21 protein-coding genes are annotated in these 19,603 nt (G+C 64.6%); 18 read left to right on the top strand and 3 right to left on the bottom strand.

Annotation, left to right across the window (positions count from 1 at the left end; all coding sequences use genetic code 11):
• Window positions 1–19 precede the first annotated feature (19 nt).
• From G471_RS0102980 to G471_RS16490, 14 genes are all read left to right on the top strand, one after another.
• Complete coding sequence (locus G471_RS0102980) at window positions 20–1,210, top strand: acetyl-CoA C-acyltransferase (protein ID WP_028994021.1); 1,191 nt, start codon at window positions 20–22, stop codon at window positions 1,208–1,210.
• Window positions 1,211–2,125: a DMT family transporter gene (locus G471_RS16495; protein ID WP_051295236.1), complete on the top strand. Its 915-nt coding sequence runs from the start codon at window positions 1,211–1,213 to the stop codon at window positions 2,123–2,125.
• Window positions 2,122–3,258, top strand: a complete 1,137-nt coding sequence (locus tag G471_RS0102970; RefSeq protein WP_028994020.1) for an acyl-CoA dehydrogenase — start codon at window positions 2,122–2,124, stop codon at window positions 3,256–3,258. The genes G471_RS16495 and G471_RS0102970 overlap by 4 nt, the downstream gene beginning before the upstream one ends.
• A 63-nt stretch (window positions 3,259–3,321) precedes the next feature.
• Window positions 3,322–3,942 carry a 2-hydroxychromene-2-carboxylate isomerase gene (locus G471_RS0102965; RefSeq protein ID WP_028994019.1) on the top strand — a complete coding sequence of 207 codons (621 nt, stop codon included), beginning with the start codon at window positions 3,322–3,324 and terminating at the stop codon, window positions 3,940–3,942.
• Between the two features lie 17 nt (window positions 3,943–3,959).
• Complete coding sequence (locus tag G471_RS0102960) at window positions 3,960–4,559, top strand: LOG family protein (RefSeq protein ID WP_028994018.1); 600 nt, start codon at window positions 3,960–3,962, stop codon at window positions 4,557–4,559.
• A gap of 54 nt (window positions 4,560–4,613) precedes the next feature.
• Window positions 4,614–6,221: a carboxyl transferase domain-containing protein gene (locus G471_RS0102955; RefSeq protein WP_028994017.1), complete on the top strand. Its 1,608-nt coding sequence runs from the start codon at window positions 4,614–4,616 to the stop codon at window positions 6,219–6,221.
• Window positions 6,222–6,230: 9 nt separating this feature from the next.
• Entirely contained in the window at window positions 6,231–7,016 is a 786-nt protein-coding gene (locus G471_RS0102950) for an enoyl-CoA hydratase/isomerase family protein (protein ID WP_028994016.1), read from the top strand.
• Window positions 7,017–7,020: 4 nt separating this feature from the next.
• Window positions 7,021–9,021, top strand: a complete 2,001-nt coding sequence (locus G471_RS0102945) for an acetyl/propionyl/methylcrotonyl-CoA carboxylase subunit alpha (RefSeq protein ID WP_028994015.1) — start codon at window positions 7,021–7,023, stop codon at window positions 9,019–9,021.
• Window positions 9,018–9,923, top strand: a complete 906-nt coding sequence (locus G471_RS0102940; RefSeq protein WP_028994014.1) for a hydroxymethylglutaryl-CoA lyase — start codon at window positions 9,018–9,020, stop codon at window positions 9,921–9,923. The genes G471_RS0102945 and G471_RS0102940 overlap by 4 nt, the downstream gene beginning before the upstream one ends.
• Window positions 9,920–10,906, top strand: a complete 987-nt coding sequence (locus G471_RS0102935) for a hypothetical protein (RefSeq protein ID WP_028994013.1) — start codon at window positions 9,920–9,922, stop codon at window positions 10,904–10,906. The genes G471_RS0102940 and G471_RS0102935 overlap by 4 nt, the downstream gene beginning before the upstream one ends.
• Entirely contained in the window at window positions 10,906–11,097 is a 192-nt protein-coding gene (locus G471_RS0102930; RefSeq protein WP_028994012.1) for a DUF1289 domain-containing protein, read from the top strand. The genes G471_RS0102935 and G471_RS0102930 overlap by 1 nt, the downstream gene beginning before the upstream one ends.
• Complete coding sequence (locus tag G471_RS0102925; protein WP_028994011.1) at window positions 11,094–11,276, top strand: DUF1289 domain-containing protein; 183 nt, start codon at window positions 11,094–11,096, stop codon at window positions 11,274–11,276. The genes G471_RS0102930 and G471_RS0102925 overlap by 4 nt, the downstream gene beginning before the upstream one ends.
• On the top strand, window positions 11,273–12,187 hold the full coding sequence (locus G471_RS0102920; RefSeq protein ID WP_028994010.1) for an MBL fold metallo-hydrolase: 915 nt from the start codon (window positions 11,273–11,275) through the stop codon (window positions 12,185–12,187). The genes G471_RS0102925 and G471_RS0102920 overlap by 4 nt, the downstream gene beginning before the upstream one ends.
• Window positions 12,188–12,242: 55 nt before the next feature.
• On the top strand, window positions 12,243–13,856 hold the full coding sequence (locus G471_RS16490; protein ID WP_081700073.1) for a methyl-accepting chemotaxis protein: 1,614 nt from the start codon (window positions 12,243–12,245) through the stop codon (window positions 13,854–13,856).
• Window positions 13,857–13,859: 3 nt separating this feature from the next.
• On the opposite strand, the gene G471_RS0102910 is transcribed toward G471_RS16490, so the two are convergent.
• From G471_RS0102910 to G471_RS16485, 3 genes are read right to left on the bottom strand one after another with little or no spacing between them, the layout of a single operon-like run.
• Window positions 13,860–15,035: a M20 aminoacylase family protein gene (locus tag G471_RS0102910; RefSeq protein WP_043420645.1), complete on the bottom strand. Its 1,176-nt coding sequence runs from the start codon at window positions 15,033–15,035 to the stop codon at window positions 13,860–13,862.
• A gap of 39 nt (window positions 15,036–15,074) precedes the next feature.
• The gene (locus G471_RS18585; RefSeq protein WP_088177943.1) at window positions 15,075–15,719 is read right to left on the bottom strand and encodes an Eco29kI family restriction endonuclease; all 645 of its coding nucleotides are present in this window, start codon (window positions 15,717–15,719) and stop codon (window positions 15,075–15,077) included.
• Window positions 15,716–16,921 (bottom strand): DNA cytosine methyltransferase, encoded by a 1,206-nt coding sequence (locus G471_RS16485; RefSeq protein WP_043420642.1) that lies wholly within the window; start codon window positions 16,919–16,921, stop codon window positions 15,716–15,718. Before G471_RS16485 ends, G471_RS18585 begins: the two co-directional genes overlap by 4 nt.
• A 342-nt stretch (window positions 16,922–17,263) precedes the next feature.
• On the opposite strand from G471_RS16485, the gene rapZ reads away from it, so the two are divergent.
• The 4 genes from rapZ to G471_RS0102865 are packed head-to-tail and all read left to right on the top strand — an operon-like array spanning window position 17,264 to window position 19,602.
• Window positions 17,264–18,106: an RNase adapter RapZ gene (rapZ, locus tag G471_RS0102880; RefSeq protein WP_028994003.1), complete on the top strand. Its 843-nt coding sequence runs from the start codon at window positions 17,264–17,266 to the stop codon at window positions 18,104–18,106.
• Complete coding sequence (locus tag G471_RS0102875; RefSeq protein ID WP_028994002.1) at window positions 18,106–18,480, top strand: NusG domain II-containing protein; 375 nt, start codon at window positions 18,106–18,108, stop codon at window positions 18,478–18,480. The genes rapZ and G471_RS0102875 overlap by 1 nt, the downstream gene beginning before the upstream one ends.
• Window positions 18,461–18,994, top strand: coding sequence for a Gx transporter family protein (locus G471_RS0102870; RefSeq protein WP_028994001.1), 534 nt, complete (start codon window positions 18,461–18,463; stop codon window positions 18,992–18,994). The genes G471_RS0102875 and G471_RS0102870 overlap by 20 nt, the downstream gene beginning before the upstream one ends.
• Complete coding sequence (locus G471_RS0102865; protein WP_028994000.1) at window positions 18,991–19,602, top strand: flavin prenyltransferase UbiX; 612 nt, start codon at window positions 18,991–18,993, stop codon at window positions 19,600–19,602. The genes G471_RS0102870 and G471_RS0102865 overlap by 4 nt, the downstream gene beginning before the upstream one ends.
• Window position 19,603: the final 1 nt, after the last annotated feature.

Raw genomic sequence — 19,603 nt, 5'->3', positions numbered from 1 at the left:
TCCGCAAGGAGAAAACAGCATGCAAGACCCGATCGTCATCGTATCCGCCGCCCGCACCGCCATGGGCAGCTTCCAGGGCGGCTTTGCCGGCCTGACCGCCGCCAATCTCGGCGCCGAAGCCATCAAGGCCGCCGTCGCCCGCGCCGGCATCGACGCCAAGCTGATCGAAGAAGTCCTGATGGGCTGCGTGCTCCAGGCCGGCCAGGGCCAGGCGCCGGCCCGTCAAGCCGCGCTGCAGGCAGGCCTGCCGCTGTCGGCCGGCTGCGCCACGATCCACAAGGTCTGCGGTTCGGCAATGAAGGCGACCATGCTCGGTCACGACGGCATCCTCGCCGGCTCCTACGGCGCCGCCGTGGTCGGCGGCATGGAGTCGATGACCAACGCCCCCTACCTGTTGCCCAAGGCACGCGGCGGCTACCGCCTCGGCCACGGCCAGATGTTCGACCACATGTTCATGGACGGTCTCGAAGACGCCTACAGCAAGGAAACCCGTGGCCGCCTGATGGGCACGTTTGCCGAAGAGTGTGCGGCCACTTACGGTTTCACCCGTGAAGCGCAGGACGCCTACGCCGTGCAATCGACGACCCGCGCCATCGAAGCCAGCAACAACGGTTCCTTCGACTGGGAAATCACCCCGGTCACCGTCGCCGGCCGTAAAGGCGATGTCGTCATCGACAAGGACGAAGGCCCGTTCGCAGTCAATGTGGACAAGATTCCGACCCTGAAGCCGGCGTTCAAGAAGGACGGCACGGTCACCGCCGCCAACTCGTCGTCGATTTCCGACGGCGCCGCCGCCATGGTGCTGATGCGCGAATCGCAAGCCGCCAAGCTGGGGCTGGCGCCGGTTGCCCGCATCGTCGCCCACACCACCCATGCCGGCGTGCCGGCACTGTTCCCGTCGGCCCCGGTCGGCGCCATGCAGAAGTTGTTCGCCAAGACCGGCTGGAGCGCCGACAGCGTCGACCTGTTCGAAGTCAATGAAGCCTTCGCCGTCGTCGCCATGGCCGCGCTGCACGACCTCAAGCTCGATCCGGCCAAGGTCAACGTGCATGGCGGCGCCTGCGCACTGGGTCACCCGATCGGCGCTTCCGGTGCCCGCATCGTCGTCACCCTGCTCGGCGCGCTGAAGAAGTACGGCAAGAAGCGCGGCGTCGCCTCGCTGTGCATCGGCGGTGGCGAAGCCACGGCCCTCGCGGTGGAAATGCTCTAAGTGCCGCAACAGGCCCGGACCCTGACCTACGCCAAGCTGGTGGCAGCGATGGCGATGTGGGGCGGCACCTGGATTGCCGGGCGGGTCATCGCCCAGGAACTCAGTGCGCCGCTCGCCGTCGCCTCGCTGCGCTTTGTCATTGCCGGCCTGGTGGTCGGCAGCGTCATGCTGATATCCGGTGGCGGCATCCCGCTGCCCCAGGGTCGGCAGGAATGGGCGCTGGTCTGGGCGCTGGGCTTTTTCGGCATCTTCCTTTACGGCCTGTGCTTCTTTTTCGGGCTGCAGCACATCCCGGCCGGACGCGGCGCGCTGGTCGTCGCGCTCAATCCGGTGGTCATCGTGCTGCTCGCCTGGCTGACCGGCAAGGAAGGCATGAACCCGCGCAAAGCGGTCGGCAGCATCATCGCGCTGGCCGGCTGCCTGACGGTGATCGGCAACGGCGATCCGCTGGCCCTGCTGCAAGGCGAGGTCGGCATCGGCGAATGGCTGATCATCGGCTGCGTGTTGAGCTGGACCGCCTACACCTTCATCGGCTGGCGCGCCACCGGCCGCTTCTCGGCACTGGCAACCACGCTCTACGCCTGCCTGACGGGCGCCATCCTGCTCGGACTGGCAGCGCTGGTGCAGGGCGACATCGATCCGGCCGCCTGGTCGTGGCGGGTGTGGACCGGCATGTTCTTCCTCGCCGTCTTCGGCACCGCCATCGCCTACACCTGGTTCACCGCCGCCGTGCAGCAACTCGGCGCCGGCCACGCCTCGGTCTTCATCAACCTGGTACCGGTCTTCGCCGTGCTGCAGGCCGCCGTCCTGCTCGACGAGCGCCTCGGCCTGCCGGTGCTTTTCGGCGGCCTGCTGGTGATTGCCGGCGTCTGGCTGACCACCCTACAAAAAACAACTCTGGAGAAAACAGCATGATTCTGACGCAAGAACAGGAAATGATCCGCGACACCATGCGCGCCTTCGCGCAGGAGCGCCTCGCGCCCTTCGCCGCCGAATGGGACCGCAACCACACCTTTCCGGCCGACGCCCTGAAGGAACTCGGCGAACTCGGCGCCATGGGCATGTGCGTGCCCGAGGAATGGGACGGCGCCGGCATGGATTACATGTCGCTGGTGCTGACGCTGGAAGAGATCGCCGCCGGCGACGGCGCCACCTCGACCATCGTTTCGGTGCAGAACTCGCTGGCCTGCGGCATCACGCAGAAATACGGTACCGACGCGCAGAAGGAAGAATGGCTGAAGCCGCTCGCCCGTGGCGAAAAACTCGGCTGCTTCTGCCTGACCGAACCGCACACCGGGTCGGACGCCGCCGCCATCACCACGCGCGCCGACAAGGATGGCGACTTCTTCGTGCTCAACGGCGTCAAGCAGTTCATCACCACCGGCAAGCACGCCCACATGGCCATCGTCTTCGCGGTGACCGACAAGGCCGCCGGCAAGAAGGGCATTTCCTGCTTCCTGATTCCTTGCAACACGCCGGGTTTCATCGTCGGCCGCACCGAGGACAAGATGGGCCAGCACGCCTCCGACACCGTGCAGATCATCCTGGAAAACTGCCGCGTGCCGGCTTCCGCATTGCTCGGCAAGGAAGGCGAAGGCTACAAGATCGCCCTCTCCAACCTCGAAGCCGGCCGCATCGGCATCGCCGCCCAGAGCATCGGCATGGCCCGCGCCGCGTTTGAAGCGGCTGTGCGTTACGCCAGGGAGCGCGTCACCTTCGGCCAGCCGATCATTGAGCACCAGGCGGTCAACTTCAAGCTGGCCGACATGAACACCCTGCTCGACGCCGCCCGCCTGATGGTCTGGCGCGCCGCCCAGTTGAAGGACGCCGGCAAGCCCTGCCTCAAGGAAGCGTCGATGGCCAAGATGTTCGCCTCCGAAGCCGCCGAGAAGATCGCTTCCGACGCCATCCAGATCCACGGCGGCGTCGGCTACACCAGCGATTTCCCGGTCGAGCGCATCTACCGTGACGTACGCATCTGCCAGATCTACGAAGGCGCCAACGACATCCAGCGACTGGTGATCGGTCGTTCGATCGCTGCCGAGTAAGCCAACCCGCGGTCGACCGGACAGAGAATTCCGGCGACCGCCCCCAACCCCGAGGAGACAAAGATGAGCGAAACCACCGACAAGAACACTATCGATTTCTGGTTCGATTTTTCCAGCCCCTACGGCTACCTGATGGCCGAGAAGATCGACGATGTCGCCGCCCGCTTCGGTCGCAAGGTGCGCTGGCACCCGATCCTGCTCGGCGTCATCTTCCAGGCCACCGGCTCGCGGCCGCCTGCCGACGGCAGCAGCGCCAGGGCCAGATACGTCTATCGCGATTTCCATCGCTCCGCCCGCCACATGGGGGTTCCCTACAATCCGCCGAGCCGCTTCCCGCTGCCGACGCAGAACGCCGCCCGCGCCTACTACTGGCTGCACGGTCAGGATTGCGCACTGGCCCGCCAGTTCGCCCATGCCGTCTATCGCGGCTTTTTCGTCGACGACCTCGACATTTCCTCGCCCGAGACCGTGCTCGACATTGCCGGAAAACTGGGTGTCGACCGTGAAACCCTGGCCGCCGCGCTGCAAAGCCCGGAAATCAAGGCCCGGCTCAAGGACGAATGCGAGCAGGCGCTGGCTACTGGCGTCTTCGGTTCGCCACACGTGATCATCGACGGCGAGCACTTCTTCGGCGCCGACCGCCTGCCGCAGATCGAGCACTGGCTGGAAAGCGGCGGTTTCTGAATCAAGCCAAGAGAAACATGAAAAGATTCTGCGTCTTCTGCGGCTCGAACGCCGGCAGCCAACCGATCTACCGGGCCGAAGCCGAAAAGCTCGGGCGGCTGCTCGCCGCGCGTGGCATCGAACTGGTCTATGGTGCCGGCAACATCGGCCTCATGGGCGCCGTCGCCGATGCCTGCCTGGAAGCGGGCGGCACGGTCATCGGCATCATTCCGGAAGCGCTGGTGGGCAAGGAAGTCGCCGGTCGTGCGGTCGATCACCGGGCGCTGACCCGGCTCGAAGTCGTCGACTCCATGCACACCCGTAAAGCACGCATGGCCGAGTTGTCCGATGGTTTCATCGCGCTGCCCGGCGGCTTCGGCACCTTCGAGGAATTTTGCGAAATCCTCACCTGGGGGCAGCTCGGGTTCCACGTGAAACCGATGGGCCTGCTCAACGTGAATGGCTTTTACGACCCGCTGCTGGCGATGTTCGACCGCGCCGTCAGCGACGGCTTCCTGCGCCCGCAGAACCGGGCGATGGCGCTGGCCGACACCGATATCGAAAGACTGCTGGCGACGATGGCCGATTACCGGCCTGAACCGGTCAGTAAATGGCTCAAGGAGGAAAGGCAGTTGTAGGGCCTTCCATTTTTCCGTTTTCAGGTAACGCACACACAAAAGAAGCGAGGAGACATGACCATCCTGAAATCCCAATTGAACCCGCGTTCGGCCGACTTCCAGGCCAACGCGGCAGCGATGCAGGCGGTCGTTGCCGACCTGCATGAAAAAGTCGAGAAGATCGCCCTCGGCGGCCCGGAAGCAGCGCGCCAGAAGCACCTTGCGCGCGGCAAGCTGCTGCCGCGCGAGCGGGTCAGCGCCCTGCTCGACCCCGGCACGCCCTTCCTCGAAATCGGCCAGTTCGCAGCGTACGGCATGTACGGCGGCGACGTACCAGCCGCCTCGGTGATCGCCGGCATCGGCCGCGTCGAAGGCGTCGAGTGCATGATCGTCGCCAACGATGCGACGGTGAAGGGCGGCACCTACTACCCGCTGACCGTGAAGAAGCACCTGCGCGCCCAGGAAATCGCGCTGGAAAACCGCCTGCCGTGCATCTATCTGGTCGATTCCGGCGGTGCCTTCCTGCCCATGCAGGACGAGGTCTTCCCGGACAAGGAACACTTCGGCCGCATCTTCTTCAACCAGGCCAACCTGTCGGCCCAGGGCATCCCGCAGATCGCCGCCGTCATGGGTTCGTGCACAGCCGGCGGCGCCTATGTGCCGGCGATGTGCGACGAGTCGATCATCGTCCGCGACCAGGGCACCATCTTTCTCGGCGGCCCGCCACTGGTCAAGGCGGCGACCGGCGAGGTCGTCACCGCCGAAGACCTCGGTGGCGCCGACGTGCATACGCGCATCTCCGGTGTCGCCGACCACCTGGCCGAGAACGACGCCCACGCACTGGCCATCGCCCGGCGCATCGTCCGCGACCTGAACTGGAAAAAGACGCCGCCGGTCACCCTGTCCGCCCCGAGCGCCCCGCTGTTCAGCCCGGAAGAGCTCTACGGCGTCATCCCGACCGACACCAAGAAGCCCTTCGACGTCCGCGAGATCATCGCCCGCATCGTCGACGGCTCCGACTTCGACGAGTTCAAGGCGCGCTACGGCAACACGCTGGTCTGCGGTTTCGCGCGCATCTACGGCTACCCGGTCGGCATCGTCGCCAACAACGGCATCCTGTTCAGCGAGTCGGCGCTGAAGGGTGCGCATTTCATCGAACTCTGCGCCCAGCGCGGCATCCCGCTCGTTTTCCTGCAGAACATCACCGGTTTCATGGTCGGCCGCAAATACGAAAACGGCGGCATCGCCCGCGACGGCGCCAAGATGGTTACGGCCGTCGCCACCGCCAAGGTGCCGAAATTCACCGTCGTCATCGGCGGCTCGTTCGGCGCCGGCAACTACGGCATGTGCGGTCGCGCCTACAGCCCGCGTTTCCTGTGGATGTGGCCGAACGCGCGCATCTCGGTGATGGGCGGCGAGCAGGCGGCCGGTGTGCTGGCCACGGTCAAGCGCGACGGCATCGAGGCCAAGGGCGGCAGCTGGTCGCCAGCCGAGGAAGAAGCCTTCAAGGCACCGATCCGCGAGCAGTACGAATCGCAGGGCCATCCCTACTACGCGTCGGCGCGGCTGTGGGACGACGGCATCATCGATCCGGCCGATACCCGACGCGTGCTCGGCCTGGGACTGTCGGCGGCGATGAACGCGCCGGCAGAGGAAACCAAGTTCGGCATTTTCCGGATGTAAGGAGCCACCATGTTGACTTCCCTGGAAATCGAACTCACCGGCCCGGTCGCCACGATCTGGATGAACCGGCCCGACCTGCATAACGCCTTCGACGAAACCCTGATCGCCGAACTGACCGCCGCCTGCATCGCCCTCGACGGGGATGCCGACGTCCGCGTCGTCGTCCTCGCCGGACGCGGCAAGAGTTTCTCGGCTGGCGCCGACCTCAACTGGATGCGCCGCGCCGCCAACAACGGCATCGATGAAAACCTCAACGACGCCCGCGCCTTGGCCGGCATGCTGCGCACCCTGGCCGAGATGAAGAAGCCGACCATCGCCCGCGTGCAAGGCGCCGCGCTCGGCGGCGGCATGGGCCTGGCCTCGGCCTGCGACATCGCCGTCGCGTCGACCAAGGCGGTGTTCGCCACCTCCGAGGTCAAGTTCGGCATCATTCCCTCGGCGATTTCGCCCTACGTGCTGCGCGCCATCGGCGCCCGCCAGGCGACGCGCTACTTCCAGAGCGCCGAACGCATCGACGCCGTCCGCGCCCGCGAGATCGGGCTGGTGCATGAAGTCGCCGAACCGGAAGCGCTCGACGCCAAGGTCGCCGAGATCGTCGCCGCGCTGCTCGCCGGCGGCCCCAACGCGCAGGCCGCCGCCAAGGACCTGATCCGCGCTGTCGATCACCAGCCGGTCAATCACACCCTGGTCGAGGAAACCGCCCACCGCATCGCCCATTTGCGGGCGACGCCCGAGGCACGCGAGGGTATTGCCGCCTTCCTTGAGAAACGTTCGCCCAACTGGATGGAGGCGTAAAACGATGTTCACCAAGATTCTGATTGCCAATCGCGGCGAGATCGCTTGCCGGGTAATAAAAACCGCCCGCCGCATGGGCATCCGTACCGTCGCCGTCTATTCCGAAGCCGACGCCAACGCCCGCCACGTGCGCCTGGCCGACGAGGCCGTGCTGCTCGGACCGGCGGCGGCGCGGGAGTCCTATCTGGTGGCCGACAAGATCATCGAGGCCTGCCAGCGCACCGGCGCCCAGGCGGTGCATCCGGGCTACGGCTTTCTCTCTGAAAACGAGGAGTTCGCTGAAGCCCTGACCCAGGCCGGACTGGTCTTCATCGGCCCACCGGCCTCGGCGATCCGCGCCATGGGCTCGAAGTCGGAAGCCAAGAAGCTGATGGGCACGGCCAAGGTGCCGCTGACGCCGGGCTACCACGGCGACGACCAGCGCCCGACGCTGCTCCATGCCGAGGCCGAAAAGATCGGCTACCCGGTACTGATCAAGGCGGCGGCCGGTGGCGGCGGCAAGGGCATGCGCCTGGTCGAGAAATCCGAGGACTTCCCCGACGCGCTGGCGTCGTGCAAGCGCGAGGCGCTGTCGAGCTTCGGCGACGACCATGTGCTGATCGAGAAATACATCACCAAGCCGCGCCACGTCGAAATCCAGGTCTTCGCCGACACGCTGGGCAACTGCGTCTATCTGTTCGAACGCGACTGCTCGGTGCAGCGCCGCCACCAGAAGGTGCTCGAAGAAGCCCCGGCGCCAGGCATGACCGAGGCGCGCCGCCGCGAGATGGGCGAGGCGGCGGTCGCCGCGGCCAAGGCCGTCGGCTACGTCGGCGCCGGCACGGTTGAATTCATCGCCAACCAGGACGGCAGCTTCTTCTTCATGGAGATGAACACCCGTCTGCAGGTCGAGCACCCGGTCACCGAAATGATCACCGGCCAGGACCTGGTCGAATGGCAATTGCGCGTCGCCGCCGGCCAGCCGCTGCCGCTCCGTCAGGAACAGCTGGAAATCCGCGGCCACGCGCTGGAAGCGCGCATCTATGCCGAGGACGCGAACAAGGGCTTCCTGCCTGCCACCGGCAAGCTGGTGCGCCTGGTGCCGCCGGCCGAGTCGATCAATGTACGCGTCGATACCGGCGTCGAGGAAGGCGACGAAATCACGCCCTTCTACGACCCGATGATCGCCAAGCTGATCGTCTGGGACGAAACCCGCGACGGCGCCCTGGCGCGCATGCGCAAGGCACTGGCCGACTACCGCGTCGCCGGCCTGACCACCAACATCGATTTCCTCTCCCGCCTGGTCGCCTGCCCGGCCTTCGGCAAGGCCGACCTCGATACCGGCCTGATCGAGCGGCAGAAGGATTTCCTCTTCCCCGCCGCCCAGCCGGTGCCGCGCGACGCGCTGCTGGTCGCCACGGTCGGCGAACTGCTCTGGGAACAGCACGCCGCCAAGCAGGCCGCGCAGCACAGCGGCGACCCGTTCTCGCCCTGGCACGCGCGCGACGGCTGGCGCATGAACCTGTCGGCCGCACGCACGATCAGCTTCATGGACGGCGAGACGCTGGTCGAAGCCCGCGTCCGTTACCTCGGCGAGCGGTGGGAAATCTCGCTCGGCGGCGAAACGACCGTGGCCAGCGGCAGGAAGCTGGAAGGCGACCGCTTTGCCGTCGAACTCGACGACCGCCGGCTGATCGCCAGCGTCGTCGCCGTCGACGACAAGCGCACAGTGTTTTTGCAAGGGAGCACGTACTCACTCCTGCGCGATGACCCGCTGCACCGCGTCGATGCCGGCGACAGCCACGGCGGCGGCCTGACCGCGCCAATGCCCGGCAAGGTCGTCGCCCTGCTCGCCCAGCCCGGCCAGAAGGTGGAAAAAGGCACACCGCTGCTGATCCTCGAAGCGATGAAGATGGAACACACCATCACCGCCCCCGCCGCCGGCACGCTCAAGGCCTTCTGCTACGCCGCCGGCGAACAGGTGACCGACGGCGCGGCGCTGGTCGAGTTCGAAGGAGACGCCTGATGCTGCCAACCAAGGTCAAGATCGTCGAAGTCGGCCCGCGCGACGGACTGCAGAACGAAAAACAGCTTGTCCCGAGTGAAACCAAGATCGAACTGATCGAGCGCCTGGCCGATGCCGGACTGCCGGTGATCGAGGCGACTTCCTTCGTGTCGCCGAAATGGGTGCCGCAGATGGGCGACAACACCGCCGTGCTGGGCGGCATCAAGCGCCGGGCGGGTGTCACCTACGCGGCGCTGACGCCGAACCTGCAGGGTTTCGACGGCGCCGTCGCGGCCCGCGCGGATGAAGTGGCGATTTTCGGCGCCGCCTCGGAGGCCTTCTCGCAGAAGAACATCAACTGTTCGATTGCGGAGAGCCTGAAGCGCTTCGAGCCAGTGGTTTCCGCCGCCTCGGCGCTGGAAATCCCGGTGCGCGGCTATGTGTCGTGCGTCGTCGGCTGCCCGTATTCGGGCGAGGTAGCGCCGGAAAAGGCGGCCGAGATTGCCGGCATCCTCTACGGCATGGGCTGCTACGAGGTCTCGCTCGGCGACACGATCGGCGTCGGCAATCCCCGCTCGATTGCCCGGATGATCGAAGCCTGCGCCCGCGTCGTCCCGATCGAAAAGCTCGCCGGGCATTATCACGACACCTACGGCATGGCGATTGCCAACATTTACGCGTCCCTGATGCAGGGCATGGCGGTTTTCGACGCTTCGGTCGCCGGCCTCGGCGGCTGTCCCTACGCGAAAGGCGCCTCCGGCAACGTCGCCACCGAGGATGTGGTCTATCTGCTCAATGGATTAGGCATTGAAACCGGCATCGATCTGGCTAAACTGGCGGCTACCGGCGACTGGATTTCCCGCGCCCTCAACCGACCGAACGGCGCCCGCGCCGGCCGGGCCTTGTGTACTGCCGACGAGTGAGCTTTCTCAGCGCCATCACCGATCTCCTGAAACCGGCCGCACCACCCGACCCCGCGGTGGCGGCCGCGCTCGACCGGGTGATCGGGATAGTGGACCCGCTGGTCCGCGCAGCGCCCCGGCTGGACAAACATCTGCTGGGCGCCGTCGAACACGCGCTGGGCTACTGCCAGGGACTGGTCGCCGCACTGCCTGGCCCGATCCAGATCAACCGCCAGGCTTTCGGCAGCGATGCGCTGGTCCATGCGCTGTTCGCCACCGCCAACGACATCGACGACATGCTCGGGCGCAGCCAGGCGGTCCGCGACTTTCTCGAGAAGCCGGAATGCTGGCGCAGCGACTGCTTCTGCGCAATGCTGGCGGCCCGTCGCCAGCAGAAGAAGCATTTCGGCATGGCCCAGCAGGGCAACATCATCCGCGCCGACGTGCCACAGGAAGTCCTCTTCTTCTCAGGCCAGACCCTGATCGAACCCTGCTGCGACCTGGACATGACGCGTTCACGGTTGCAGGCGCGGGCACTGGAAAGCCTGCTGCAGACCTTCAACGCCCACGTCGAAACCCTGCGCCGCGAGCGCCAGGGCCTGCGTGCCGACCTGTCGGCAGAACACGCCCAACTGGCGGCCTGGCAGCACAGCCACCCGATGGCCGAACACGAGCAGCACACCCGGCACCTGGTCGAACTGGACATGCAGTTGCGCCGGGACGACGAGGCACTGATGCCGGAAAACCTGGTGGAATTGCTCGCCGATTTCCTGCGCCACCCGGAAAGCGCGCTCAGCCTGACCCCGGTCAGCATCCGGATCGACCGCCTGGGCATCGTGCATGACGCCAACGCCGACGACGATGCGCAAACCATCAGTTTCCCGGAACTTTCCAGCCGCGACCGGCGTCAGCATCTGGCGACCCTGGTTCGCGTCTCACGTGACGAAGCCAGGGCGGCCGTCGAGAAATCCCGCAACAACCAGCAACGCTACATCATCATCTAATGAGCACGCCCCCCGCCTCCCCCTGCATCAACATCTGCCGCATGGATCCGCTCAGCGGACTGTGCATCGGCTGCCAGCGCACACTGGAGGAGATCGCCGGCTGGTCCGCTTTCGACAACGCGACCCGACTGACGGTCCTCGAACGGGTCGCCGAACGCCGGCAGGCGTCCGCCGCTGCAGGAAAGCCATGAACGAGGCAAACGAAACCCGTTACCAGTGCGTCGGCATCTGCATGACCGACCCGGATTCCGGCTACTGCCTCGGCTGCGGCCGCCCACCCGAAAGTGTTCCGGACGTCGTGGTCGAACTCCAGCCAGTCGTTATCGACACCCAGCCGAGCAGCTCGACCGACCCGGATACACCAGCGTGACGGTCCAGCTGCCGGCTAGTCTGCGCGTTCTCGAACGCGGCTGGCTGTCGGCCAACAACGTCCTGTGCATCGATCACGACCGGGCCACGCTGATCGACAGCGGCTACGTCACCCATGCCGAACAAACCCTGGCCCTGGTCCGGCAGGCGCTGGAAGGACGGCAACTGACACGGCTGGTGAACACCCACTCGCATTCCGACCATATCGGCGGCAACGCCGCGCTGAAAACGGCATTCGATTGCGAAATCGTGGTTCCGGCCGGCATGCAGGCGACCATCGCCGAATGGGACGAAGCCGCCCTGCTGCTGTCGCCGCTCGGCCAGCAGGCTGCCATCTTTCGCCACGACGCACTGATCCATGCCGGCGACGAACTCGAACTCGGCGGCCTCAACTGGCGGGCCATCGCCGTTCCTGGGCACGACATGGATGCGCTGGCTTACTACAACCCCGAACGGCGCATCCTGATTTCCGGCGACGCGCTCTGGGAAAACGGCTTCGGCGTGGTCTTCCCGGAATTGCTCGGCACCGCCGACGGACTGGCGGCAACCAGAGCAACGCTGGAAGAGCTGTCGCGGCTGGCGATCGACATCGTCATCCCCGGCCACGGCGCCCCGTTTGCCGATGCGGCCGGCGCCCTGCAACGCGCTTTCGGCCGGCTCGACCATTTCAGCGCCAACATCGACAAACTGGCCTGGCACGCCATCAAGGTGATCACGACCTTTGCCCTGATGGAACGGCAGCCCATGCCGGTCAGGGACTTTGCCGCCTTCGTCGCCAGCCTGCCCATCGTCATCGATCTGAACCAGCGTTACCTGGCCATCGCCGACGATGAGTTATCGTCAAGGCTGCAGCAGGAACTGCTGCACGCCAGCGCCATTCGTCGCGTCGACGACATGCTGGCAAGCCGCTGACAAAAAATAACGACAGCCGATTACAATGAAACCCTTATAGAACAGGGGGAATTCAATGAGCTTTCGTAACCGATTGATGCTGGGCATGGCCCTAATCATCGCCGCCTTCGTCGCAGCCATCGTCGTCGCCTACAGCGGCCTGCGCGCCACCTCGAGCAGCTTTGGCGAGTTTCTCGACGGCACTGGGGCACTGCGCCAAGACTACAGCGAAATGTACGCCCAGGGGCTGCAGATGGGCCAGGCGCTGCGCAACATCACGCTCGACCCGGAAAACCCGCGGGCCTACAAGAACCTCGAAAAAGCGCGCGAGGATTTCGCCACCGCCCGCCAATCGGCGCTGGCCAGCGCCAAAGCGGTAGACGGATTCAGCGCCTCGCTGGCCACCCTGGAAGCCCTGGCCGCCGAACAGTCGGAAGCCCAGAAACTGGTCATGGCCGCACTCAAGGCCGGCAACGTCGAGGAAGCCAAGACGCTGATCAACAGCAAGGAAACCCCGGCCTGGCGCAAGCTCAAGCAGGCGCTGCTCGACGATCTTGAAATCCTCAAGCAGAAGACCCAGGAAGAACGCAGCCGGGTCGCCGCTGCCGCCGACAATCGCCAACTCATCACCCTGCTACTGACCGCCCTCGCCATCCTGATTGGCGGCGTCAGCGTCTTTTCCACGCTCGCCTACGTCCGTCGCGAGCTTGGCGGCGAGCCGGCCTATGCCCGCGAAGTCGCCAGCACCGTAGCCACCGGCGACCTCAGCCAGACCATTCATGTCGATGCCGAGCAACAGAACAGCCTGCTCGCCGCGCTGGCCCGCATGCAGTCGCAACTGCGGCAACTGGTCGGCACCCTGGCCGAACATGCACGCGACGTCGAACGCAGTGCCGACCAGGTCGGCAAGGCCACCCAGCAGGTTGCCGATGGCAGCCGGCAGCAACTGAATTACGCCCAGGACATGGTCGACAACGTACACCAGCTCGCCGCCGGGCTGGGCAGCGTCATGCAGGCCGTCGGCGAAGCCGAACGCATCGTCGGCGAGTCCAGCGAGACTTCCGGCAGCGGGGCCGAGCTGGCCAGCCGTGCGGCGGCCGAAACCGAGGCCATGGCCGGCTCGGTCAAGGCAACGGCGGCCCATATCCAGGATCTGGGTGCGCAGTCGGCGAAGATCAGTTCCATCCTCGGCGTCATTTCCGACATTGCCAGCCAGACCAACCTGCTCGCCCTCAACGCCGCCATCGAAGCGGCTCGCGCTGGCGAACAGGGCCGCGGTTTTGCTGTGGTTGCCGACGAAGTGCGCAAGCTGGCGGAACGGACCGCGCAATCGACGGCCGAAATCTCGGCCATGGTCGAGAGCATCCAGTCCGGTACCCAGCGCGCGGTGCAGGGCATGGAATCCGGCCTGCTGCAGGTTGGCGAGAGCGTCGAATTGTCGAACCAGTCACGCCAAGCCTTCGACCGGATGAATGCCGGTTCGCAGGAGGTCAATGCCGTGGTTCGCCGGATCGCCCAGGCAGTTACCGTCGAGAACGAAAACGAGCGGCTGATCGAATCGCACGTCGAGCAGGTGCGCAACCTGATCGCGCAAAACGATCAGGCACTGAACGACGTGGTCGACAACGCTGCCCGCCTGAACGCCGTTTCGCGGGCGCTCAACGAATCGATTTCCCGCTTCCGGCTATAAGCCTCAGCTTTTCGGCAGGGCGCGCCGGACCAGGTGCGCCCAGTAGGCGACGCCCAGTTTCAACAGTTCATCGTTGAAGTCGTAATGCGGGTTGTGCAGGGTGCAACCGCCCGTCCCCGGGCCGTTGCCCAGCCACACGTAGCAGCCGGGCTTTTCCTTGAGCATGTAGGCAAAGTCCTCGGCGCCCATCGACGGCAGGGTGTCGCGCAAGACCTTGTCCTCGCCGAACACCTCGGCCGCCACCTGCTGACAGAAACGGGCCTCGGCCGGGCTGTTGACCGTCGGCGGATAGCGATGGTCGAAACGCACGCTGATCTGCGCCCCGTTGGCCGAGGCGATGCCGCTGCACAGGCGTTCGATGGCACGCTCGACGGCCTCCTGGACTTCGGGCTTGAAGGTGCGGATGGTGCCGCGCATCACGACTTCTTCCGGGATGATGTTCCAGGCCTCGCCGGCATGGAACTGGGTGACGCTGACCACAGCAGCATCGCAGGGATGCAGCGTGCGGCTGACCACGGTCTGCAGCGCCTGCACCAGTTGCGAACCGGTGACGATGGCGTCGATGCCCTGGTGCGGCATCGCCGCGTGGCAGCCGTGACCGCGCACATGAATCTCGAAACCACAGGTCCCGGCCATCACCGGCCCCGGCATCGCCATCATCTCGCCGACCGGAATTCCCGGCCAGTTGTGCAGGCCGAACACCGCCTCGACCGGGAACTGCTCGAACAGACCGTCCTCAATCATGACTGCCGCGCCGCCCTCGGATTCCTCGGCCGGCTGGAAGATGAAGACGACGGTACCGTCGAAATCGGGATGGCTCGCCAGGTAACGGGCGGCACCGAGCAGCATCGCGGTATGGCCGTCGTGGCCGCAGGCGTGCATCTTGCCCGGGTGCTTCGAGTGATGCGGGAATTCGTTCATCTCGGCCAGCGGCAAGGCGTCCATGTCGGCGCGCAGGCCGATCATCCGCGACGAGTTGCCGGCCTTGAGCACGCCAACCACGCCGGTACGGGCCAGGCCGCGATGCACCACCAGGCCGTAGCGCTCAAGTTCGCGGGCGACGATGTCGGCGGTGCGGTATTCGTCGAAAGCCAGTTCCGGGTGCGCGTGGATGTCGCGGCGCAACGCCGTCAGTTCGGCGAGAAAGGGCAAATCGGGAAGGGGGATGGTGGGGGTCATGCCGCAAGCCCTTCGGTTAGTCGGTTCACAAGAATAAACTCAATCGTCAGATACGATGAAACGGTCAGAAATCGGGAAAGTCGAGTTCCGAAGATAGGTCTCGATATCACGTGCAATGTCTTCAGGTGACTCTGGTCTTGGTCTGCACTTTGCCGCCCAGGCCCGTCCCGGATGAAGGAGATCCCAGCGGGGTCTCATGCCGTTGTATCTCCCACTGCCAGGGTCGTGGTTTCCGAAACCGTCGATAAGCGCATTCCAAACTGGCGAATAACGAGCGATCAGCAAGGACTCGCCCAGGGGAATCCAAATATCGTCAACGACGAGAAAGCGACAATAGAAGTCCTTGACGTCCAGATTTTCGACGGCACGAATGCTTTCCGCGTGTTCGGCCAGGCGATTGAATAGTGGTTTACCGCCATTTGTTCCTGCTCCACCACCTTTTCTGGCCCCCGCAGGAACAGCCTTACCAACATAGATGGGAGCTGTCTTCGAATCCTTGTTCCGCTTTGCAATCTCCGCATACGGAGCAAAGTTGCCTGCGTAGTAAATAGCGTAAATGCCCGCCCCCTTGAATTCAGGCAAATCTCCGAGCGGATGCACCTTGCTTGCGAGCATCGCTTCAGCAACACTTGCCCCTAGATTCCTTTTATCCAGCGGGTTGAAAGGGATGATATCCGCCATCATGCAACACCCTTGGCCTTCACGGGAGTACTCGCAAGTTGCTGCATCTGCGCAAGAGCAAGTTTCTCGGCAACGCTGGCGGCAACGATCCGCCCAAGCATGACGGGAACCGCATTACCTAGTTGCCGCATGGTTTCCGTCCACGAACCATGGAAGCGGTAGCCATCAGGGAAAGTCTGGATACGCGCGGCCTCTCTTACGGTGAAGTAGCGAACGCTTCCGTCTTCACGAACAAGCATGTTTTCGCCGCCGGGAACGCCGTGCCCCCCCGCCTTCAGGGTTTTTGCAGGCAGGTCAAGCGGACTCCCCGTATGACCTGGATAAACCTTGGCACCATCTTGGAAACGATGGTCGGGGAAGATTTTTGCCATCGTTGATTCTGGATCTGGCAAGCCTACTAAGGCATCGCGCACGGTTTTCCAAGGAAGCGTATCTGGCGGAAACATTCCCAGCTTTCTGATGCGCGAGATGTGCTTCTCAGGTATTGGCAGTTGTTTAATACCATGCCGCTTCCAATATTCACCGCTGACGAACTGGTCATAAAGGAGGGCGTCAAAGCTATGTGTTGCCTTCGGAAAAGACCATTCGACCTCCTGATCAGCACGGAATCCGACGACAAAGACCCGCTCCCGCTTTTGTGGGATGCCATAATCGGCAGCGTTCACTAGGGTCGGAACAACATTGTAGGTCAGTCCGTTACCGATTGCCTTGCCCGAGGCCTTTTCCTTTTGCAATCGATGGAAATGGCTCAGCCAATCCTCGCTATTCCGCTTCCCGACTTCGGGGAATGTCAGTTGCAACAAGATGTATTGATAGTAGTTTGCAAACGACGAACGGGTCAGTCCTTTCACATTCTCAACGATGAAGGCTCGTGGGCGCAGTCTGCGCACGATATCTACCGTTGCGGGAAACATGTCGCGGCTGTCGTCATGTGCTTTGTGCTTTCCGCCGACAGAGAAAGGTTGGCACGGCGGGCCACCAGCGAGAAGGTCAATGCCTTCGCCGATACTTTCCCAATCAAAAGCTCTGACATCGCCTTCATGGACATTCCAGCCTGCCACGAGCGGATAACCGCATACCCCGTTCTCGCGGATGGTGTCGCACGCCCATTTATCCCATTCGACGACAGCTTGAGGCTCAAACCCAGCAAGGTGAACGCCCATGGCTAGTCCGCCAGCACCAGCGTATAACTCCACGCACTTCATCTAATCTCTCCCGCGCATAGAAAACACCGCAGCCGTTGCGAAAGCGTCTCCTAATTCCTCAATTCGCTTTTCCTGACGACAGATAGCCGTCATCCTGCATTTTCCAACCTTGCAATTCTGCAGGCGTCGTTTTAGTTTGGAAGTCTACCCTAGCCTCCGGCTGGCGAGCCAGTGAACCGAAGTCCGGAGGCTTTTGTTTGAATCAACCGAGTTCCCGATAGGTTGCCCTGCCTGCACATCCCAAGAGAATAAGCCCCTGGCGTGGATAACGCCAACTCCCGTCGATATAGACAGCACCCCGCAGCTTGCCGGCTGCCGCCCCGTTGATTATGCTCTGCCTCCATGGAACTCATTCTCATCAGCGGCCTGTCCGGTTCAGGCAAGTCCGTCGCCCTGCACCTGCTCGAGGACGCCGGTTATTACTGCGTGGACAACCTGCCGGTGGTGATGCTCACGGTACTCGCCGGCATGTTGCGCGAGGAGAAGGTGCGCAAGGTGGCGGTGGCCATCGATGCCCGTTCCGGCGGCGGCATCAGCCTGCTCCCGGAGAAGCTCAAGAAGCTCACCGAGGACGGCGTTCGGCACAATTTCCTGTTCCTGCACGCCAGCGAGGAAACGCTGCTCAAGCGCTATTCGGAGACCCGCCGGCGCCACCCGCTGGGCGGCGACAACCGCACGCTGGCCGAATCGATCCGCCTGGAAAGCGAGATGCTGGCGCCGATTTCGGACCTCGGCCACCGCATCGACACCAGCAACCTCAAGGCCAATGCGCTGCGCGAATGGGTGCGCCAGTTCATCGAAACCGAGCCCGGCCAGGGCCTGACGCTGATGTTCCAGTCCTTCGGCTTCAAGCACGGGCTGCCGCTCGACGCCGACCTGGTCTACGACGTACGCTGCCTGCCCAACCCGCACTACGATCCCGAGTTGCGCCCGCTGACCGGGCGCGACCGTCCGGTCATCGAATTTCTCGAGGCCCAGCCTGAAGTGGCCCGCATGCGCGACGACATCGCCCGCTTCGTCGGCGACTGGCTGCCCAGCTACGTGCGCGACAACCGCAATTACCTGACCGTCGCCATCGGCTGCACCGGCGGTCAGCACCGTTCGGTCTACCTGGCCGAGACCCTGGCCCGGCAATTCGCCGGCCAGGCCCGCGTCCTGGTCCGTCACCGCACCCTGGCCGGCTGATGCGCTGGCTGGCGCTGCTGCTGCCCGGCGACTGGCTGATCATCGGACTGGCCGCCGTGCTGGTCGGACTGAGCATCCCGATGTTCTGGCAGGGCGGCATGGCCGACCGGGCAATCGTCCGCCAGGAGGGCCAGATTTTTGCCGATATCGACCTCAAAGCCAGGAAGCAGATCGAAGTCCCCGGTCCGCTCGGCAGCACCTTGATCGCCGTCGAACCCGGCCGCGCCCGTGTCGTTTCCGACCCCGGCCCGCGCCAGTACTGCGTCAAGCAAGGCTGGTTGATGCGCCCCGGCGAAATCGCCATCTGCGCCCCCAATCGCGTCAGCCTGCAGATCACCGGCCGGACCCGTGTCTATGACTCGATCAGCTATTGAACTGACCGTCACCGCCGAGGACCGGCGCGTCGCCTGGCTGGCCACCGCCGCCGTCGGTCTGTCGCTGGTCGATGCGGCAATTCCCTCGCCGCTGCCCGGCGTCAAGCCGGGGCTGGCCAATATCGTCACACTGGTCGTGCTGTTGCGCTACGGCTGGGGTACGGCGGTCTGGGTCAGCGTCCTGCGCGTGCTGGCCGGCAGCCTGCTGCTCGGCTACTTCCTCGCCCCCGGCTTCTTCCTGTCGCTGACCGGAACCACGCTCAGCCTGCTCACGCTCGGTCTGGCCCGCCATTTACCGGCCCGCTGGTTCGGTCCGGTCAGCCTGTCGATCCTGGCCGCCTTTGCCCACATCGGCGGCCAGTTGCTGCTTGCCCGCGCCTGGCTGATCCCGCACGACGGCGTCTTCCTGCTCACCCCGGTGTTTGCCGGCGCGGCGCTGGTATTCGGCACCATCAACGGCCTGATCGCGGCTAAACTGCTGGCTGATACGCCTGCCACGGATTTCCCACGATGAGCCAAACCGTCTGCCTTGCCCTGACCGGCGCCTCGGGCATGCCCTACGGCCTGCGCCTGCTCGAATGCCTGCTCGCCGCCGGCTGTCGCGTGCAGTTGCTGTATTCGCAGGCGGCGCAGATCGTGGCCCGTCAGGAAATGGATTTCGAGCTGCCGTCGCGGCCTGCCGAGGCGCGCACTGCCCTGCTCGCCCGCTTCAACGTTGCCCACCCGGAAAACCTGCAGGTATACGGCCGCGAGGAATGGTTTGCGCCGGTCGCCTCCGGTTCCAACCCGCCCGACGCGATGATCGTCTGTCCGTGCACGATGGGCACGCTGGCCTCGATTGCCCAGGGCCTTTCCGACAACCTGATCGAACGCGCCGCCGACGTCGTCCTCAAGGAAGGCCGCAAGCTGGTGCTGGTTCCACGTGAAACCCCGTTCTCGGCGATCCATCTGGAAAACATGCTGCGCCTGTCGCGCGCCGGTGCCGTCATCCTGCCGCCCAGCCCGGGCTTCTACCAGCACCCGCAGAGCGTGCAGGACATCGTCGATTTCGTCGTCGCCCGCGTCCTCGACCAGATAGGCGTCGGTCACACGCTGATGCGGCGCTGGGGCGAGGCCGACTGAG

It is taken from the genome of Azonexus hydrophilus DSM 23864 (assembly GCF_000429605.1).
In the GTDB taxonomy this organism is placed as follows: Bacteria; Pseudomonadota; Gammaproteobacteria; order Burkholderiales; family Rhodocyclaceae; genus Azonexus; species Azonexus hydrophilus.
The sequence above is the reverse complement of the archived record's forward strand: the minus strand, read 5'-3'. Positions and strand labels throughout refer to the sequence as shown.

Excerpts from the sequence above, each read along its gene's own strand:
- G471_RS0102930 (WP_028994012.1), top strand. The coding sequence starts at position 10,906 with ATGAGCACGCCCCCCGCCTCCCCCTGCATCAACATCTGCCGCATGGAT.
- G471_RS0102980 (WP_028994021.1), top strand. The coding sequence starts at position 20 with ATGCAAGACCCGATCGTCATCGTATCCGCCGCCCGCACCGCCATGGGC.
- G471_RS0102965 (WP_028994019.1), top strand. The coding sequence starts at position 3,322 with ATGAGCGAAACCACCGACAAGAACACTATCGATTTCTGGTTCGATTTT.
- G471_RS0102970 (WP_028994020.1), top strand. The coding sequence starts at position 2,122 with ATGATTCTGACGCAAGAACAGGAAATGATCCGCGACACCATGCGCGCC.
- G471_RS18585 (WP_088177943.1), bottom strand. The coding sequence starts at position 15,719 with ATGATGGCGGATATCATCCCTTTCAACCCGCTGGATAAAAGGAATCTA.
- G471_RS0102925 (WP_028994011.1), top strand. The coding sequence starts at position 11,094 with ATGAACGAGGCAAACGAAACCCGTTACCAGTGCGTCGGCATCTGCATG.
- G471_RS0102955 (WP_028994017.1), top strand. The coding sequence starts at position 4,614 with ATGACCATCCTGAAATCCCAATTGAACCCGCGTTCGGCCGACTTCCAG.
- rapZ (WP_028994003.1), top strand. The coding sequence starts at position 17,264 with ATGGAACTCATTCTCATCAGCGGCCTGTCCGGTTCAGGCAAGTCCGTC.
- G471_RS0102950 (WP_028994016.1), top strand. The coding sequence starts at position 6,231 with ATGTTGACTTCCCTGGAAATCGAACTCACCGGCCCGGTCGCCACGATC.
- G471_RS0102945 (WP_028994015.1), top strand. The coding sequence starts at position 7,021 with ATGTTCACCAAGATTCTGATTGCCAATCGCGGCGAGATCGCTTGCCGG.
- G471_RS16490 (WP_081700073.1), top strand. The coding sequence starts at position 12,243 with ATGAGCTTTCGTAACCGATTGATGCTGGGCATGGCCCTAATCATCGCC.
- G471_RS0102875 (WP_028994002.1), top strand. The coding sequence starts at position 18,106 with ATGCGCTGGCTGGCGCTGCTGCTGCCCGGCGACTGGCTGATCATCGGA.
- G471_RS16485 (WP_043420642.1), bottom strand. The coding sequence starts at position 16,921 with ATGAAGTGCGTGGAGTTATACGCTGGTGCTGGCGGACTAGCCATGGGC.
- G471_RS0102870 (WP_028994001.1), top strand. The coding sequence starts at position 18,461 with ATGACTCGATCAGCTATTGAACTGACCGTCACCGCCGAGGACCGGCGC.
- G471_RS0102865 (WP_028994000.1), top strand. The coding sequence starts at position 18,991 with ATGAGCCAAACCGTCTGCCTTGCCCTGACCGGCGCCTCGGGCATGCCC.
- G471_RS0102960 (WP_028994018.1), top strand. The coding sequence starts at position 3,960 with ATGAAAAGATTCTGCGTCTTCTGCGGCTCGAACGCCGGCAGCCAACCG.
- G471_RS0102910 (WP_043420645.1), bottom strand. The coding sequence starts at position 15,035 with ATGACCCCCACCATCCCCCTTCCCGATTTGCCCTTTCTCGCCGAACTG.